General features: G+C 35.2%; 14 protein-coding genes. 7 read left to right on the top strand and 7 right to left on the bottom strand.

Features of this window, described 5'->3' with window-relative positions:
• From BLS90_RS15895 to BLS90_RS15880, 4 genes are all read right to left on the bottom strand, one after another.
• On the bottom strand, positions 1–283 hold a 283-nt coding region (locus BLS90_RS15895; RefSeq protein ID WP_139171465.1), incomplete at its 3' end, for a transposase.
• 106 nt (positions 284–389) lie between these two features.
• Positions 390–2,237 carry a glutamine--fructose-6-phosphate transaminase (isomerizing) gene (gene glmS / locus BLS90_RS15890; protein ID WP_091259374.1) on the bottom strand — a complete coding sequence of 616 codons (1,848 nt, stop codon included), beginning with the start codon at positions 2,235–2,237 and terminating at the stop codon, positions 390–392.
• 9 nt (positions 2,238–2,246) lie between these two features.
• Complete coding sequence (locus tag BLS90_RS15885; RefSeq protein ID WP_091259372.1) at positions 2,247–3,914, bottom strand: DUF4270 domain-containing protein; 1,668 nt, start codon at positions 3,912–3,914, stop codon at positions 2,247–2,249.
• A 20-nt stretch (positions 3,915–3,934) separates the two neighbouring features.
• Positions 3,935–4,741, bottom strand: coding sequence for a glycogen/starch synthase (locus BLS90_RS15880; RefSeq protein WP_091259370.1), 807 nt, complete (start codon positions 4,739–4,741; stop codon positions 3,935–3,937).
• Positions 4,742–4,849: 108 nt separating this feature from the next.
• Between BLS90_RS15880 and panC the strand changes: the two genes are divergently transcribed.
• From panC to BLS90_RS15850, 6 genes are all read left to right on the top strand, one after another.
• Complete coding sequence (gene panC / locus BLS90_RS15875; protein ID WP_091259368.1) at positions 4,850–5,698, top strand: pantoate--beta-alanine ligase; 849 nt, start codon at positions 4,850–4,852, stop codon at positions 5,696–5,698.
• A 14-nt stretch (positions 5,699–5,712) separates the two neighbouring features.
• Entirely contained in the window at positions 5,713–6,063 is a 351-nt protein-coding gene (gene panD, locus BLS90_RS15870; RefSeq protein WP_073352340.1) for an aspartate 1-decarboxylase, read from the top strand.
• Between the two features lie 221 nt (positions 6,064–6,284).
• Complete coding sequence (locus BLS90_RS15865) at positions 6,285–7,433, top strand: alpha/beta hydrolase (RefSeq protein WP_091259366.1); 1,149 nt, start codon at positions 6,285–6,287, stop codon at positions 7,431–7,433.
• A complete protein-coding gene (radA, locus tag BLS90_RS15860) occupies positions 7,433–8,794 on the top strand; it encodes a DNA repair protein RadA (RefSeq protein WP_091259364.1) in 1,362 nt (453 codons plus the stop codon). The genes BLS90_RS15865 and radA overlap by 1 nt, the downstream gene beginning before the upstream one ends.
• 341 nt (positions 8,795–9,135) lie before the next feature.
• Positions 9,136–9,570: a hypothetical protein gene (locus tag BLS90_RS15855; protein WP_073352347.1), complete on the top strand. Its 435-nt coding sequence runs from the start codon at positions 9,136–9,138 to the stop codon at positions 9,568–9,570.
• A gap of 192 nt (positions 9,571–9,762) precedes the next feature.
• Complete coding sequence (locus BLS90_RS15850) at positions 9,763–11,730, top strand: transglycosylase domain-containing protein (RefSeq protein ID WP_091259362.1); 1,968 nt, start codon at positions 9,763–9,765, stop codon at positions 11,728–11,730.
• A 92-nt stretch (positions 11,731–11,822) separates the two neighbouring features.
• Here BLS90_RS15850 and BLS90_RS15845 read toward each other — a convergent pair whose 3' ends face one another.
• The 3 genes from BLS90_RS15845 to BLS90_RS15835 all read right to left on the bottom strand — a co-directional run bounded on the left by BLS90_RS15845 (position 11,823) and on the right by BLS90_RS15835 (position 14,981).
• On the bottom strand, positions 11,823–12,860 hold the full coding sequence (locus tag BLS90_RS15845; protein WP_091259360.1) for an aldo/keto reductase: 1,038 nt from the start codon (positions 12,858–12,860) through the stop codon (positions 11,823–11,825).
• 217 nt (positions 12,861–13,077) lie between these two features.
• Entirely contained in the window at positions 13,078–14,019 is a 942-nt protein-coding gene (locus BLS90_RS15840; protein WP_091259358.1) for an OmpA/MotB family protein, read from the bottom strand.
• Positions 14,020–14,219: 200 nt separating this feature from the next.
• On the bottom strand, positions 14,220–14,981 hold the full coding sequence (locus tag BLS90_RS15835) for an exodeoxyribonuclease III (protein WP_091259356.1): 762 nt from the start codon (positions 14,979–14,981) through the stop codon (positions 14,220–14,222).
• Between the two features lie 204 nt (positions 14,982–15,185).
• Between BLS90_RS15835 and BLS90_RS15830 the strand changes: the two genes are divergently transcribed.
• Positions 15,186–16,988 carry a GNAT family N-acyltransferase gene (locus BLS90_RS15830; RefSeq protein ID WP_091259354.1) on the top strand — a complete coding sequence of 601 codons (1,803 nt, stop codon included), beginning with the start codon at positions 15,186–15,188 and terminating at the stop codon, positions 16,986–16,988.
• The last annotated feature ends 23 nt before the right edge of the window (positions 16,989–17,011 follow it).

Raw genomic sequence — 17,011 nt, 5'->3', positions numbered from 1 at the left:
AAGACTTCTGTTTCTCTAGAAGTTTTACTTTGGCTTCAAGTTCCATTATCTTTTGTTCTGGCGACTTTGACATAGTAAATGGTGTTTGGTTTTCCCAATCAAAGTTACCGAATTTTCTAAGCCATTTAACAACAGTTGATCTATTTTGAATGCCATAAGTCTTTGTGGATTCTGTAACTGTAAGTTGTCCTCGTTCAATTTCTTGAACAATTTGTAATTTAAAAGACATTGAATAATCTTTTTGAGTCCGCTTCACATAGCGTGTTTCTTCATGTTTTTCCATTAGGATACTTTTTGTGTATCGCTATTTCAGGACGGGACAAACAAAACATAAAAAAGCCCCGAACAGAATATTCGAGGCTTTTGTATAAAAATAGAATACTATAAAATTACTCTACAGTAACTGATTTTGCTAAATTACGAGGTTGATCTACATTACATCCACGCATAACAGCAATATGATAAGACAAAAGCTGTAAAGGTATTGTGGTAATCAATGGCGATAACGCGTCTGATGTTTCTGGAATTTCAATCACATAATCCGCCAATTCACGTACTTGCGTATCTCCCTTAGTTACTACCGCTATGATTTTTCCACTTCTGGATTTAATCTCTTGTATATTACTCACAATTTTGTCGTAGTGTCCTTGTTTTGGTGCAATAACAACAACTGGCATGTGCTCATCGATTAATGCTATCGGTCCGTGTTTCATTTCTGCGGCAGGATACCCTTCAGCATGAATATAGGAGATCTCTTTTAATTTCAATGCACCTTCTAAGGCTACAGGAAAATTATATCCTCTCCCTAAATATAAGCAATTAGGGGCATCTTTAAAGACGGCAGCGATTTCTTTTGCTCTGTCATTTGTCTCTAAAGCTTCCTTTACTTTTTCAGGAATAATTTCTAATTCTTGCAAATAGCTATGAAAAACAGAATTCGACAATGTTCCTTTGGCTTTAGCCAAACGCAAAGCAATCATAGTCAAAACAGTAATTTGAGTGGTAAAAGCTTTAGTGGATGCAACACCTATTTCAGGTCCTGCATGCGTGTAAGCACCAGCGTGACTTTCTCTTGAAATAGAAGAACCAACTACATTACAAACTCCAAAAACAAATGCACCACTTTCTTTAGCTAGTTTTATTGCTGCCATCGTATCCGCTGTTTCTCCAGATTGAGAGATAGCAATGACGATATCTTTACTATTAATAATTGGATTTCTGTATCTAAATTCAGAGGCATATTCTACCTCAACTGGAATTCTAGCGAACTCCTCAAAAACGTACTCTGCAACTAAACCAGCATGCCAAGAAGTACCACAGGCAACAATAATAATTCTTTCTGCATTTAAGAATTTTTCTAGATTATCTTCAATACCTGCCATTTGGATTAATCCTTCATTTGCATGAAGTCTTCCACGGTACGTATCTTTAATAACGCTAGGTTGCTCATAAATTTCTTTTAACATAAAATGATCGTACCCACCTTTTTCAATCTGTTCCAAGTTCATTTGAAGTTCTTGAATCGTAGGATTAACTAAAGAATCATCCATAATTTTACGTACTTTCATTTGTTTGTGCAATCGGATATTTGCCATTTCACCATCTTCCAGGTAAATTGCATTAGCCGTATATTCTATGAAAGGCGAAGCATCTGAAGCTATAAAAAACTCCCCTTCTCCTACTCCAATTGCTAGTGGACTACCTAAACGAGCCGCAACAATTTCATTTGGATTTTTTTTATCAAAAACAGCAATCGCGTAAGCTCCCACTACTTGATTTAAAGCTACTTGAACAGCTTTACCTAATTTTAGGTTGTCTTTTTTCTGTACTTCTTCAATAAGGTTTACAAGTACTTCTGTATCTGTATCCGAATGAAAAACATACCCTCTTTTAATTAATTCTGCTTTCAAAGGAGCATAATTCTCGATAATTCCATTGTGAACTATAGCCAAATCACCTGAATTCGAAAGATGAGGATGTGAGTTTACATCATTTGGAACACCATGCGTGGCCCAACGTGTATGCCCAATTCCAATGCTTCCATTGATTGTCATTTCCTTTGAGGCTTGCTCTTCAAGATCTGACACCTTGCCTTTGGTTTTACAAACTTTTAAATTTTCACCATCGTACAACATCACACCAGCACTGTCATAACCTCTATATTCCAGCCTTTTCAATCCCTTAATTACAATAGGATAGGCTTCTCTGTATCCAATATATCCAACGATTCCACACATAGTCTTGGCTTAATTAGGTTTTGTATAATAAATTTCAAGTTTCAATTTTTTCTCCACAGGAACGGTAGATTTTCCGCTATATAAAATAGTCCCTAAAGGATTCATCACCGAAGCTTTTGGGGCCTGAGAAATAAAAGCATTTGGCGTTTTTACTTTATAAGATGCTATTATACCAATATCTTCAGTAACAACAAGTCCTAGACTAACATTAGTTGAATCTTTATTGTTTATAAGATTTCGTATCTGATTTGTAATTCTAATTTTATACGTAACCCCTCTTTTACTAGTTGCATCCTTTTTGATTATACCGTCAAAAAAAGCTTTGGATTTCTTTGGATTAGTACTATTAGAAGTAGGATCTAAGGAGTAATCTACTAATGGTCGGCTATTTTTAAAATCGTATAGATAAATTCTTTGTGGCTCATTACTGGATGACATCGCATCGGTATCGATATGAAAAACTAAATTTGCTTCGTTTACCAAAAGCTTTTTACCATCGGCTGGATTTCTTAAATCATCTAATTCATCGGAAACTCCATTAGGACCTGTAAGAACGCCGTTGGCATCGTACCCTTTTAGATCTTTAGGGTCAAAAAGCTGCAGCACTGCTACGGAACCTTCTCCACCTCTTAGAAACAATTTATCATCGCCATCTGTTCTATTACCTGTATTTGGCAAAGCAGCATAAGCAGCACCAGAGTTGGTAAAATCATTGTTCAACAAACTAACTGTATTTCCTGTTAAGTTAAGCTCAATGGTCTTTTTTACTCGGGTAGTTGTTGAAACTCCTGCAGTTGTAGACACTAAATCTTCATTGTACTTAATTGTAATTTTTCCCGCTCTAAAATTCAACATCGCTAAATTTCCTGCGCTGCTTCCTGATTTCTCCATTTTAAAGTAAAGTCCTCTAAAATAATTTTTGAAAACATCATTTGAGGCTAATTTACCATTATTAACTGCATCAATAATTCTGGTTTTAAAGTAGTCACTATTTAAGTTCAACTTCATACCTGGTGCCGTGTAAGCCGTAGATTTTACGTTAGTAATTGAATCTGTCGTTACAACAACGTGTTCCTCTGGATTAAAGAAAAATTCCTCGTTTTGAGACTTATCTGAACTGTCATTTAAAAGTGTAGCTTTTTTTAAATTATTAAACTCAGCATTTTGATCTGTGTAATATTTTTGTGGCTGCTGGAAACCAGAATCAGGATCAGAATCTCTCATGAAATAACCTGATTCATAGATGCTTAATTTCATTTTAGCCTTTTCCACGCCGTAAATTGAATCTAAAACATATATGCGGCTACCATCTGCATTCACTTTAGTTTGCGATGGATCCGTATAATAAGGAATCGTCAAAACAACACTTTCAACAAAAGGCCTTGTACTTACAACAGTGGTAAAAACTGGAAGAGTCAATTGGGTGTTAAAATTCGCAGTGGTTTGACCAAAATTTGCGTTGCTATAAATTCCCAATGGATTTACTTCAAGATTATTAGATTGAATTGGTCCTGTTTTTTGATTGTAACCTAAAACACCGTAAGAGGCTTTATTAAGATCAAAATTGTTTCCACCAATCAAATCACCACCAACTTCGTTGTAATCTTTATCACATGAATATAAAAACACAACAGTTGCGACTATCAGGATTTTCTTAAAAAAAGAATTATTGTACATATTTATTAAAAAAGTTTAATTTAAAGAACCTCGTTTAAGTAAAAGTTAGTATACGCTTCTGCGAATGCATCTTTCGGAGCGAAAGATAAAAAAGGTTTTCCTGAAGATTCTATAAATTTTGTTAAACTTGGTGACAGGTTTTCTGAGGCAATAATTATTGCATCAGAATGCTTTATGGTCGACTTTATAATATTTTCGTAATCTGGTATTTCCAAATCCGCAATTGCATCAGCGGGAACTCCATCAAACTTTACTTTATTGACCATTTCCACATTCAAAGTTCCTTCAAAGGACTGACTGTAAACAGAAGTAACAATCTTTGTTTCAGAAAACAAAGCTTCATTTTTATAAAAATGCTTCATATAAATAGGCAACATGGCAGCCATCCATCCATGAACATGTATAATATCTGGAACCCAATTGAGTTTTTTAACGGTTTCAACAACTCCTTTAGCAAAGAAAATAGCACGTTCGTCATTGTCAGGATACATCACTCCTTCTTCATCTGTAAACGTCGCTTTTCTTTTAAAATATTCATCGTTATCGATAAAGTATACTTGAATTCTTTCTTTTGGAATAGAAGCTACCTTTATAATCAATGGCATATCCAAGTCATTTACTACCAAATTCATCCCCGAAAGTCTAATTACTTCGTGCAATTGGTGTCTTCTCTCGTTAATATTTCCATACCTTGGCATAAAAATTCTTATCTGTCCACCTTGATCATTAATCATTTTTGGAACGTCATAAGACATTAAAGAGACCTCGTTTTCAGCAAGATACGGCACCACTTCAGATGATACATATAATATCCTCTTATCTTTCATATTGTAATTTACTTTATTTATTGGCAATAAAAACCATGCAAAATTACAAAAATTTATGCAGTTATTAACTAAAATAGTAAGTTTGCATTTAATTTTAATAAAACTGCCATGCCTATTTTCTACGGAAAAGCATCTTTAATGGACTATTTGAAATCAATAAAAACAATCCATTCCACCGTTGGATTTGTTCCAACAATGGGCGCTTTGCATCAAGGTCATTTGGCTTTAATCCAAAAATCATTGGCGGAAAATACAAATACTGTAGTGAGTATTTTTGTGAATCCTACCCAATTCAACAATCCTGAAGACCTGGCAAAATACCCAAGGACACTAGAAGAAGATGTGAAAAAACTTACGAATTTAGATCCGAATATTATTTTATATTCCCCTTCAGTTGAAGATATTTATGACGGACAACCCGTTTCTCTATCGTTTGATTTTGATGGTCTCGAATATCCAATGGAAGGCAAATTCAGACCCGGACATTTTAATGGCGTAGGCACAGTGGTTAAACGCCTTTTTGAAATAGTGGAACCTACGCATGCTTACTTTGGAGAAAAAGACTTCCAACAATTGCAAATTGTAAAAAAAATGGTAGCTAAAAATAATTTAAAAGTAGTTATCGTTGGTTGTCCCATTTACAGAGAAAGTAACAATCTAGCCATGAGCTCTAGAAACGAACGCTTATCTGCTCAGGAAAGAGACGAAGCGGCAATTATATATCAAATATTGACTTCTGTCAAAGCTAAATTTCCGACAAATAGCGCGGCTAAAATCTCAGAATGGGTTCAAAAATTCCTTAAAAAAAATCCTCAATTTACGCTGGAATACTTCACCATTTCCGATGAAGCAACACTTATAACGTGTAATCGAAAAAATAAAAATAAAAAATACCGCGCTTTCATAGCCGTATTAGTCAACAATATCCGTTTGATTGATACCATTTCATTAAATTAATTTACTTTTGTAGCATGCAAATTCAAGTTTTAAAATCAAAGATTCACCGGGTTAAAGTGACAGGTGCCGATCTAAATTATATCGGGTCCATCACCATTGATGAATCATTATTAGAGGCCTCAAATATCATTGAAGGCGAAAAAGTTTCCATTGTAAACATCAACAACGGAGAACGTTTTGAAACCTATGCCATTAAAGGCGAAAAAAATTCAGGAACAATTACCCTCAACGGTCCTGCAGCAAGAAAAGTTCAAAAAGACGATATCATCATCATCATTTCATACGCAACCCTAGATTTTGAAGAAGCTAAAACCTTCAAACCGTGGGTAATTTTTCCAAATGAAAACGACAATTCGTTGACTTAATTGCTATACGAATTCAATCAACACTATCTTTTAGCCACTGATTCTCTGATTTTGCATTTTAAAATCAAAGAATTAGTGGCTATTTTTTAAATGCTAGCTCCTCCTTTATAATCAAAGTGCAATAGTAACATTTGCCACTACTCCTTTTCAATTAAAAGTAATAATGTTTATCTTGCTTGCTCTTATTTAGAGTATTCCCTAGATTCTAAAACAATCCAATCATGAAAAAACTAATACTCTTATTACTCTTTTCCATTTCTGTATTTTCACAAAAAACTGTGATTGCTTTTGATTCTCAAGTGCTTGGTGAAAGTAGAGAAATAACCATTGGACTACCCCCTTCTTTTAATAAAAACCCAGATAAAAAATACCCTATTCTTATTTTACTGGATGGCGATTATCTTTTTGAGCCTTTCTACGGTGCCTTAAATTTTGGCGCGTACTGGCATGATTTACCGGAAACCATCATTGTTGGCATCAGCCAAAACAAAAACAACGAACGATTTGACGACTGTAATTATGACGAAGCAGATGGTATTCCTTCCGGAAAAGGCGCGAAATTTTTTGAGTTTATCGGCACTGAATTACTACCTTACATTGAAAAAAAGTACACTGTAGCCCCCTTCCGCATCATTGCAGGCCATGACACGACTGCCGGTTTTTTAAACTTTTTTCTATATAAAGACAATCCTATTTTTAATGCTTATATCTCTTTAAGTCCAGAACTGGCTCCAGATATGGAAAACCGTATTCCGGAGCAGCTTTCAAAACTCAAACAACCTGTTTTTTATTATCAATCCAACGGTGATGGTGATGTAAAGAAACTGCAAGCCTCTATCAAAAAATTAGACACAAATATAAAACAGGTTACCAATCCTTTACTAAATTACAAGTTTGATACTTTCAAAGGCGCATCTCATTATTCATTGGTTTTGTATTCAATTCCAAATGCTTTATACCAATTTTTCGACACGTACAAACCCATTTCTTCTACTGAATATTCGGAGAAAATTGCCGTTCTTCAATCGGGTTATGTGGATTACTTAATTAACAAATATGATGTCCTATCTAAAAATTTAGGTTTAAGAATACCCATTCGCGTCAATGATTTCAAAGCAATTGAAGCGGCCATTTTAAAAAATAAAGCATACGCTGAATTGGAAAAATTAGCCGAAATTGCCAACAAAAACTACCCAAAATCAATGCTTGGTGATTATGAATTGGGATTGATGTATGAAAAAATGGGCGATCCAAAAAAAGCGGCAAAACGCTATCAAAGCGCTTCTCAATTAGAGGAAATCGGTAACCTTACCAAAGATAGCATGATGGGAAAATACGATGATATGATCAGTCAAACACCAAAAAAATAATGACAAAAGTAAAAACTACTTTTTTTTGCCAAAACTGCGGAGCACAATACGCCAAATGGCAAGGACAATGCAATTCTTGTAAAGAATGGAATACCATCGCAGAGGAAATTATCCAAAAACAAGAAAAAACAGCGTGGAAAAGTGAGACTTCCACTAGCAGCAAAGCACCAAAACCTTTACGAATAAATGAAATTGATTCCGCTCAGGAAATCCGAATGGATACTACTGACGCTGAACTTAATCGTGTGCTAGGTGGCGGAATAGTTCCCGGATCATTGATCCTTTTGGGTGGCGAACCTGGCATTGGAAAAAGTACCCTTTTGCTCCAAATTTCTTTAAAGCTACCTTATAAAACGTTATACGTTTCCGGTGAAGAAAGTCAGAAACAAATAAAAATGCGTGCCGAAAGAATTACGCCCAGCGGCGATAATTGCTATATTCTGACGGAAACCAAAACACAAAACATCTTCAAACAAATTGAAGCTATACAACCGGAAATCGTGATTATCGATTCCATTCAAACCTTACATACGGATTATATTGAATCCACTCCCGGAAGCATTTCTCAAATCCGGGAGACTACGGCTGAATTGATCAAATTTGCCAAAGAAACCAATATTCCCGTAATTTTGATTGGTCATATTACCAAAGATGGAAATATTGCTGGTCCAAAAATATTGGAACACATGGTCGATACCGTTTTACAATTTGAAGGCGATAGAAATCACGTATACCGCATTTTACGATCGTTAAAAAACCGTTTCGGTTCTACTGCAGAAATTGGTATCTATGAAATGCTAGGCAATGGTTTAAGAGAAGTTTCAAATCCATCGGAAATATTGATTTCACATAAAAATGAGGAACTATCCGGAACCGCAATTGCTTCCACATTAGAAGGCATGCGTCCTTTGATGATTGAAATACAAGCCTTGGTAAGCACCGCCGTTTATGGAACTCCGCAACGCAGCACCACAGGTTACAATGCCAAAAGACTCAATATGATTCTGGCCGTTTTAGAAAAAAGAGCTGGTTTTAGGCTTGGCGCCAAAGACGTTTTCCTGAATATAACCGGCGGGATTTCAGTAGACGATCCTGCCATAGATTTGGCTGTTGTGGCCGCTATTTTATCCTCTAATGAAGATATTGCCGTAAATAAAGACTTTTGCTTTGCCGGTGAGGTAGGACTTTCTGGTGAAATCCGTCCCGTAAATCGCGTAGACCAACGCATACAAGAAGCAGAAAAACTAGGTTTTTCAACCATTTTTGTATCCAAATACAATAAAATCGCTTTGAAAAAGACCGGAATCAAAATCCGATTAGTAGCCAAAATTGAAGATGTAGTAAGTGAACTGTTTGGATAATTCTAAAAACCATATAAAATTTAAGTGCCTCATTCTAGTTTTTTATTACCCTACTTTCCGATTTAAAATAAATACTCTACATTAAGAAAAGGATGTATTATTTTTTGTAACTTTATGTCTACCAATGCATTAATATACAAAATGAAGTATTAACTCCATGCTATTAATTTATATTCCGAACACCTCGGCAAAGTGTTAATTCTAACAAGAAGTAGAGTCTCGGTACACTTCTTGCTAAAAGATAAATAAAGCAGACTCAATTCTGCTAAAATAACTATGCCTGATTTTGTTGGCATAAAACAACACAAAAACGAGCAATTTTAATTTAAAATATCAAAACTATGAAAAGACAAACTGGTATTTGGATTGATTCCTCAAAAGCGATAATTGTTGCTCTTGATGGTGATACAGAAAAAATTACTGAAATAGATTCTGAGGTTGAAAATAGCGTCTATCACAATAAAGAAGGCGATAAAGGGACGTTCTCTGGAGCTCATCATGGCAATAGTGACAAAAAATTTGAGGAAAGAAAAAAACAAGAGTTGGACTATTTTATAAAATCAGTCCTTTCGTATGTTAAAAAATCAGATGAGCTTATTGTCTTTGGTCCAGCACAAACCAAAATTAAACTGGAACATAAATTATTAACAGAACATTTATTAGAACCCGGAAAACTAAAAGCAGTTGAAACGGCTGATAAAATGACGTTAAACCAAATTGTTGAAAAAGTGAGACGCTATTACAATCCTTCTCAATTTAAGACACCAAAGCCCTAACACGCTAAAACTATCGTTACCGTAAAATTTAGAAACTACAACGCTTTCTCCGTTGTAGTTTTTTTATTTTACACTTTCAATTTTAAATCAAAGTACTAAAGAATACTATAAAAATGTTTCCTTTATTATTATATTCCTTTTCTTTATACCCAAGATGCATGTCGCTGTATTTTATACTTAACTCAACTGTTTATGAAAACTGGAAAACAAAAACTACTTATCGCAGCAAAAGTACTTTTTGTATTGTTTGTCGCTTTACTTATCTCTTTTTATATATTTAGAGATACCGTATTACAGCAAACGATAGCCAAAGTTTCCCATGAAATGCAAGTCGAATACAATAGCTCTTTTACTATAAAAAAAGCTTCCTTCGATGGACTATCAAGACTGAATCTTTCGGAGATTATATTAGTTCCTAAAAATGCAGATACCCTTTTTAAAATACAAAAACTAAAAACTAGTGTCAATTTATGGCATCTCCTAACAGGTGATGTTCAACTGGGAACTTTAGAAGTCCAAAATGGTTATTTTCAGTTGGTAAAAAAAGGAAAAGTGAGAAATTTTGATGCTTTTCTAAAAAAAGACAATCAAACAGAACTGAGCGACGAAAAAAGAAATTACGCTCAATTGGCCTATAGAATCATATCAAAAGCATTGAATTTAGTCCCTACGGATATGATTTTGGACAATCTGTCTTTTAGACTTGATGACAACGGGAAAAAAGCAACCATCAATTTCCAAAAACTGCGATTGGTCAACAATCAGCTCGAAACTTCGATAAAAGTGCAAACCAATACAATATCACAACGATGGAAAATCAAGGGATTTGCAGATCCACGAAATAAAAAAGCAGATATCCGATTTGTGAATATAGATACTGGCGCCATCCAAATGCCCTATTTAGACGAGCGTTTCAACCTAAAATCCAGCTTTGATTCCATCCAATTGAGCATTCAAAATATTGAAAGAGATGGCGATCAACTACATATTGATGGGTTTATGGCTATTGCCAATTTAAAACTCAACCACCCAAAAATTGCGAGAAAAGATGTATTATTAAAAAACGCCAAATTCGACTACCGATTCTTACTCGGTTCTGACTTCATATCTATTGACAGTAGCTCAACGGTTCAACTCAATAAAATAAAATTTCATCCTTATGCCGCATACGAAACCGGGAAAGACACCATTTATAAACTCAAAATAAACCTCCCAAAAATGAAAGCGCAAGATTTTATAACTTCGCTTCCTGATGGTTTATTTACGCACTTTCAGGGAATGGAAGCGACCGGAACTTTTGATTATAAATTGGATTTTGCTTACAACCAAAACAAACCAAATCAACTGGTTTTTGATAGTAAATTGAAGAAAGAAAACCTAAGAATTACAAAATACGGCAAAGCAAATCTCAACAAACTTAATGGCGAATTTGTGTATCGGGCCTTAATCAACAATGTATTTCAAAGAGGTGTTTTGGTAGGAAATGCCAATCCAAATTATACGCCTTTAGACCAAATTTCACCGTATTTAAGAAAGTCGGTTTTGACAACAGAAGATCCTTCTTTCTTTAGTCATAAAGGATTTATCACCGAAGCATTTAAACAATCCATAGTCAAAAACATAAGAACCAAAAAGTTTTCCCGTGGCGCTAGTACCATCAGCATGCAATTAGTAAAAAATGCATTTCTGAGTCGGGAGAAAACGGTTTCTCGAAAGCTAGAAGAAATTTTATTGGTTTACATTCTGGAAAACAACCGCATTGTGAGCAAGGAACGCATGCTCGAAGTGTATTTTAATATTATCGAATGGGGGCCAAACGTTTATGGAATTGGCGAAGCAAGTCAGTTTTATTTCCAAAAAACACCTGCAGAATTATCGCTGAACGAATGTTTGTATCTCGCCCGTATTATTCCAAGTCCTAAGAAATTCATGTATCAGTTCAACGATCAAGGGATGTTGAAAGATTTTGCGATAAAACAGGAATCGTTCTTGACCAGCATCATGCTTCGAAGAGGACTTTTGACACCAGAAGACACTATTTACAAGTCGTTACCCATATTAATTTCAGGACCTGCAAAATCTTTTATCAAATTCAAAGTACAGGATTCCACACAAATAAAAGTAGATTCTCTAGCTAATAATGATGAGTTTGATCTTTAATTCTTAATACTTAACCACAAAGTTCACAAAGAAAGCGCCAAGTTCACAAAGGTTTAAATTGCTTCTTTGTGAACTTTGTGGTTAAAATTACTTTACGGTGCCGGATCAGGAATAATAGCCTGCACTTCATCAATTGCTTTTAGAATTTCCTCGGAAAGTGTTATTTGAATCGTATCTATGTTTTCCTTTAATTGTTCCAATGTGGTTGCGCCAATGATGGTACTGGTTACAAAAGGTTGTTGGGCTATAAATGCCAAGGACAATTCTGTCAGAGTCAGTCCGTTTTTTTTAGCGATTTCTTGATACAATCGGGTAGCCTCTGTACATTGCGCACTGTTGTATCTCGAATATTGTGGAAATAAATTAAGTCTAGCATTTGGATGCACTTCGCCCGATAAAAACTTACCCGATAAAACGCCAAAAGCCATTGGTGAATAAGCTAACAACCCAACATTTTCTCTCAAGCAAATTTCAGCAGAACCATTTTCAAAAAGTCTATTCAGCAACGAATATGGATTTTGAATCGTTTTTACTCTTGGCAAATCATTGTATTTGCTTTCCTCTAAAAAACGCATGATTCCCCAAGGATTTTCATTTGAAAGTCCAACGTGTTTTATTTTTCCTGCTTTGACAAAACCGTCTAATGTTTCTAACACATCATGAATATTGTCCTCCCAAGCATCCTCCTGAACTTTAAAACCACGTTGCCCAAAATAATTGGTTTTGCGCTCCGGCCAGTGCAATTGATACACGTCCAGGTAATCCGTTTGTAGGCGTTGTAAACTTTGGTCTAATGCAAACTTGACGCTAGCTGGTGAAAAATCTAACTTGTCTCTCATGTAACCAAAATTAGGATTGGGTCCGGCAATTTTGGATGCCAAAACCACTTCTTCTCTTTTACCTGATTTTTTGAACCAAGTTCCAAGAATTTTCTCTGTGCTTCCGTATGTTTCTTGCCGCCCCGGAATCGAATACATCTCAGCAGTGTCAAAGAAATTGACTCCATTTTCTAAGGCATAATCCATTTGGGCATGACCCTCCGCTTCTGTGTTTTGTTGCCCAAAAGTCATGGTTCCAAGGCAAATTTTGCTGACTTTTATATCCGTATTGGGTAAAGTTGTGTATTTCATTTTTAAGGAAATTGTATTTTATTTTCGAAAACAAAGATAAAATTAGTTTGTTGTTTAGATTTACAGTTAACAGAAAATTGAGAAACATTTACAAAATATAACCGCGAATTCGCAAATTAAAAGCCCACATTCCAATGCTAAAATTAGCGAATTAGCAGTAAAAGAAAAAGGTCCAAAGCAACTACTTTAAACCTTTCCCTCTTTACAATTTTGATCTTTAATTGATTTCTTTTAACATTTCGGCTATTTCATCTAATCTTGGCGTTAGAATTATTTCGATTCTACGATTTTTAGCTTTTCCGTCCGCTGTTGAATTGCTTGCTAATGGTGAAAATTCTCCTCTTCCAGCAGCCGTTAGACTCTGTTTATTGATTTTCTTGTTCTCACTCAAAATAGCAACTATTGCTGTGGCTCTTTTTGTAGATAAATCCCAGTTATCCGCAATAGGTCCTGATGCCGTAAAAGCATCATCATCCGTATGACCTTCAATTAGTACGGATATATCAGGATTATCACCCAAAACTTTACCAACTTCAATTACTGCTTTTTGACCTTCGGAACCTACGGCCCAACTTCCTGAATTGAAAAGTAGTTTGTTCTCCATAGAAACATATACTTTCCCGTTTTTTTGCTCGACTGTCAATCCCTTTCCTTCAAAACTATTTAAGGCGTTTGACAAGGTCTCTTTTAATTTTTTCATGCTGGCTTCTTTGGCAGCAATCAAATCTTCTAATTCCTGCAAACGCTGTGCACTTTTGCTTAAGCGCTCTTGTTCTATTGCTAATGCTTTTCCTTTTTCGTCCAATTGCTCTAGCAAATCACGATTTTTTTTCATGTTGCTTTGCAACGCATCACCACTGTTTTTTTCTAAAGCCGCATAGGAATCTTCTAACACTTTGAACTTGTTTTGAGCCGCAGCGTAATCTGCTTTCAACTTATCTAGTTCTGATTTAGACTTGCTTAAATCCATTTTTAAACCATCACGGTCTAATTCTAATTGGTTTTTAGATTTTAGCAAATCTGCATTTTCATCTGCTAAACTTCTGTTTTCTTTTTTGGAATCGGTGTATTTACTTTCTAAGTCATTGTATATTTTCTTGGACACACAGGAAGTTGAAAGTGCCAATACTACTAATCCGATGGAAACTTTTTTAATCATTTTGTTTGTATTTATGTTGTTTCTAATGTTGTTTTGAAAACAAAAACTCAAATTTTATCCGAATTCCTTAGGCCTTGTAGAAGAGGGATTTCGAGAGAAAATCTTTGTTGTTTTTGCTGCCAAAAATGACAAGATTGCATTCTCATTTTTAGAATGAGACGGGAAATAGCTCCAGATTGCTTCATTCCTCGCAATGACTTTTACTCTATTTCTACCAAAATTGGGCAATGATCCGAATGCACCGCATCTGATAAAATAACGGCTCTTTTTAATTTATGTTTTAAAGAATCACTAACTAAATTATAATCAATGCGCCAGCCTTTGTTGTTTCCTCTGGCTCCAGCACGGTAACTCCACCATGTATATTGGTGTGGCTCACTATTAAAATGTCGAAAACTATCTACAAATCCAGATTTCATAAAGCCGTCAAGCCAAGTTCTTTCTTGCGGCAAAAAACCAGAAACATTTTTGTTGCGGACAGGATCATGAATGTCGATTGCCTCATGGCAAATATTGTAATCTCCGCAAATAATTAGGTTTGGAATTTCTTTTTTGAGTTCGTCAATATAGTTTTGAAAATCATCCATGAACGTGAATTTATGGTCCAATCGATCGATGTTCGTTCCAGATGGCAAGTACAAACTCATCACAGAAAACCCATCAAAATCAGCACGAAGGTTCCTTCCTTCAAAATCCATGTGGTGAATTCCGGTTCCGTGAACCACATTATTGGGTTTGATTTTAGAAAGAATAGCCACGCCGCTATATCCTTTTTTGGTCGCCGAATAGTAATATTGGTAAGGATAACCGGCCTTAGTAATATCGTCTACTGGAATTTGGTCTTCGGTTGCTTTAATTTCCTGAAGGCAAATAATATCTGGATTTGCGTGTTGCAACCAGTCTATGAATCCTTTTGAAATAGCAGCTCTGATTCCGTTTACGTTGTATGAAATAATTCTCATTGCATATTTTTTTTTGAAATTCTTCCGAAAAAATTATTTTTACCTGCAGTTGTCAGGAACCCACTTTTTTATTATTCGGAAAAAATTATATTGTTTGTATGTGGGTTTCAAATGTAACAAAAAAGTAGAAGTTTGATGGAGAAAAATAGAGAAAATGGAGTTTTTTGCTATCTTTGTTTCTTGCTCTAAAAAAAGATAAAATACATGGGTTTAGTAACCGCGAAGGAAGTTGCAAAAGCAATAAATGCAGACAAGTATGGAGTTCTGGGGACTTTTTCCGGCTGGATCTTGATGAAGGTGCTAAAAATCTCCACTTTAAACAAAGTATACGATAGAAATAAGCATTTAACGGAAGTTGATTTCCTGAATGGTATATTAGATGATTTACAAATAAAATTCGAAATTCCAGAAGAAGATTTAAAACGTTTGCCAAAGGAAGGTGCTTATATCACGATTTCAAATCATCCTTTGGGAGGAATTGATGGGGTTTTGTTACTGAAATTGATGTTGGAAAGAGAACCAAATTTCAAAATTATAGCTAATTTTCTTTTGCATCGAATTGTCCCGCTCAAGAAATACATCATGCCTGTAAATCCTTTTGAAAATCACAAAGATACAAAATCAAGTGTGGTAGGATTAAAAGAAACGTTTCGCCATTTGAGTGATGGAAAGCCGCTAGGCATGTTTCCAGCCGGAGAAGTTTCTACTTATAAGGATGGTAAACTGATGGTAGACAAACCTTGGGAAGAAGGCGCTATCAAAGTCATTAGAAAAGCCCAAGTTCCTGTTGTCCCTATTTATTTTCATGCAAAAAACAGCCGATTATTTTATTTACTATCCAAAATAAGCGGAACATTTAGAACGGCAAAACTTCCTTCGGAGGTGTTTAGTCAAAAACACCGTGTGATCAAAGTGCGCATTGGTAAACCTATATCCGTAAGTGAACAAAATGAGCATACAACGATAGAGGAATATTCTGAATTTTTAAGAAAGAAAACCTACATGTTAGCGAATCCTTTCGAGAAAGAAATCCCTTTTTTGCCTACACCTACTTTAAAAAGTCCTAAAAGTCCAAAGACTATTGTTACTGGGGCTAGTCAAGATAAAATGACAAAAGAAGTAGATGAATTACGAAGTACCGATTGTCGACTTTTGCAAAGTAAAAATTACGAAGTGTTTCTTGCTGAAGCACATGCAATTCCAAATATCCTCCATGAAATAGGTCGTTTACGAGAAATTACTTTTCGCGAAGTGGGCGAAGGAACAAATGAATCCATTGATTTAGACAAGCACGATCAATATTACCATCATCTTTTTTTATGGGACAATGAAGCCAATAAAATTGCTGGTGCTTATCGAATGGGATTGGGTTCAGAAATTTATCCTAAATATGGAATAAATGGTTTCTACCTCAACGATTTGTTCCGCTTTGAACCCGAATTACATGATATGATGCACAAATCCATAGAAATGGGAAGAGCTTTTATCATCAAAGAATACCAACAGAAACCAATGCCGCTTTTCTTGCTTTGGAAAGGAATTATGCACACGACTTTACGATATCCAGAACACAAATTTTTATTGGGAGGCGTCAGTATAAGCAATCAATTTTCAGATTTTTCTAAATCGCTGATGATTGAATTCATGAAGTCCAATTATTACGACCCCTATATTGCACAATACATACACCCAAAGAAAGCGTATAAGGTGAAATTAAAAGATGCCGATAAAGATTTCATTTTTGATGAAGCAGAATCCGATTTAAATAAGTTTGATAAAATTATTGATGAACTCGAACCAGGAAGTTTGCGTTTGCCGGTTTTAATTAAAAAATACATCAAACAAAATGCAAAAGTGGTAGCCTTTAATGTAGATCCGCTTTTTAACAATGCTGTTGATGGATTAATGTACATCCGAATTGCAGATATTCCAGAAAGCACTATGAAACCTGTGATGGAAGAGTTTCAAGCGGAATTAGAACGAAAATTAGCTGATAAAGAAGATTGATTTTTTTTCAACCCTTATTTAAA

The organism is Flavobacterium omnivorum (assembly GCF_900099915.1).
Lineage (GTDB): Bacteria > Bacteroidota > Bacteroidia > Flavobacteriales > Flavobacteriaceae > Flavobacterium > Flavobacterium omnivorum.
This window is presented reverse-complemented; position numbering and strand designations above follow the sequence as displayed.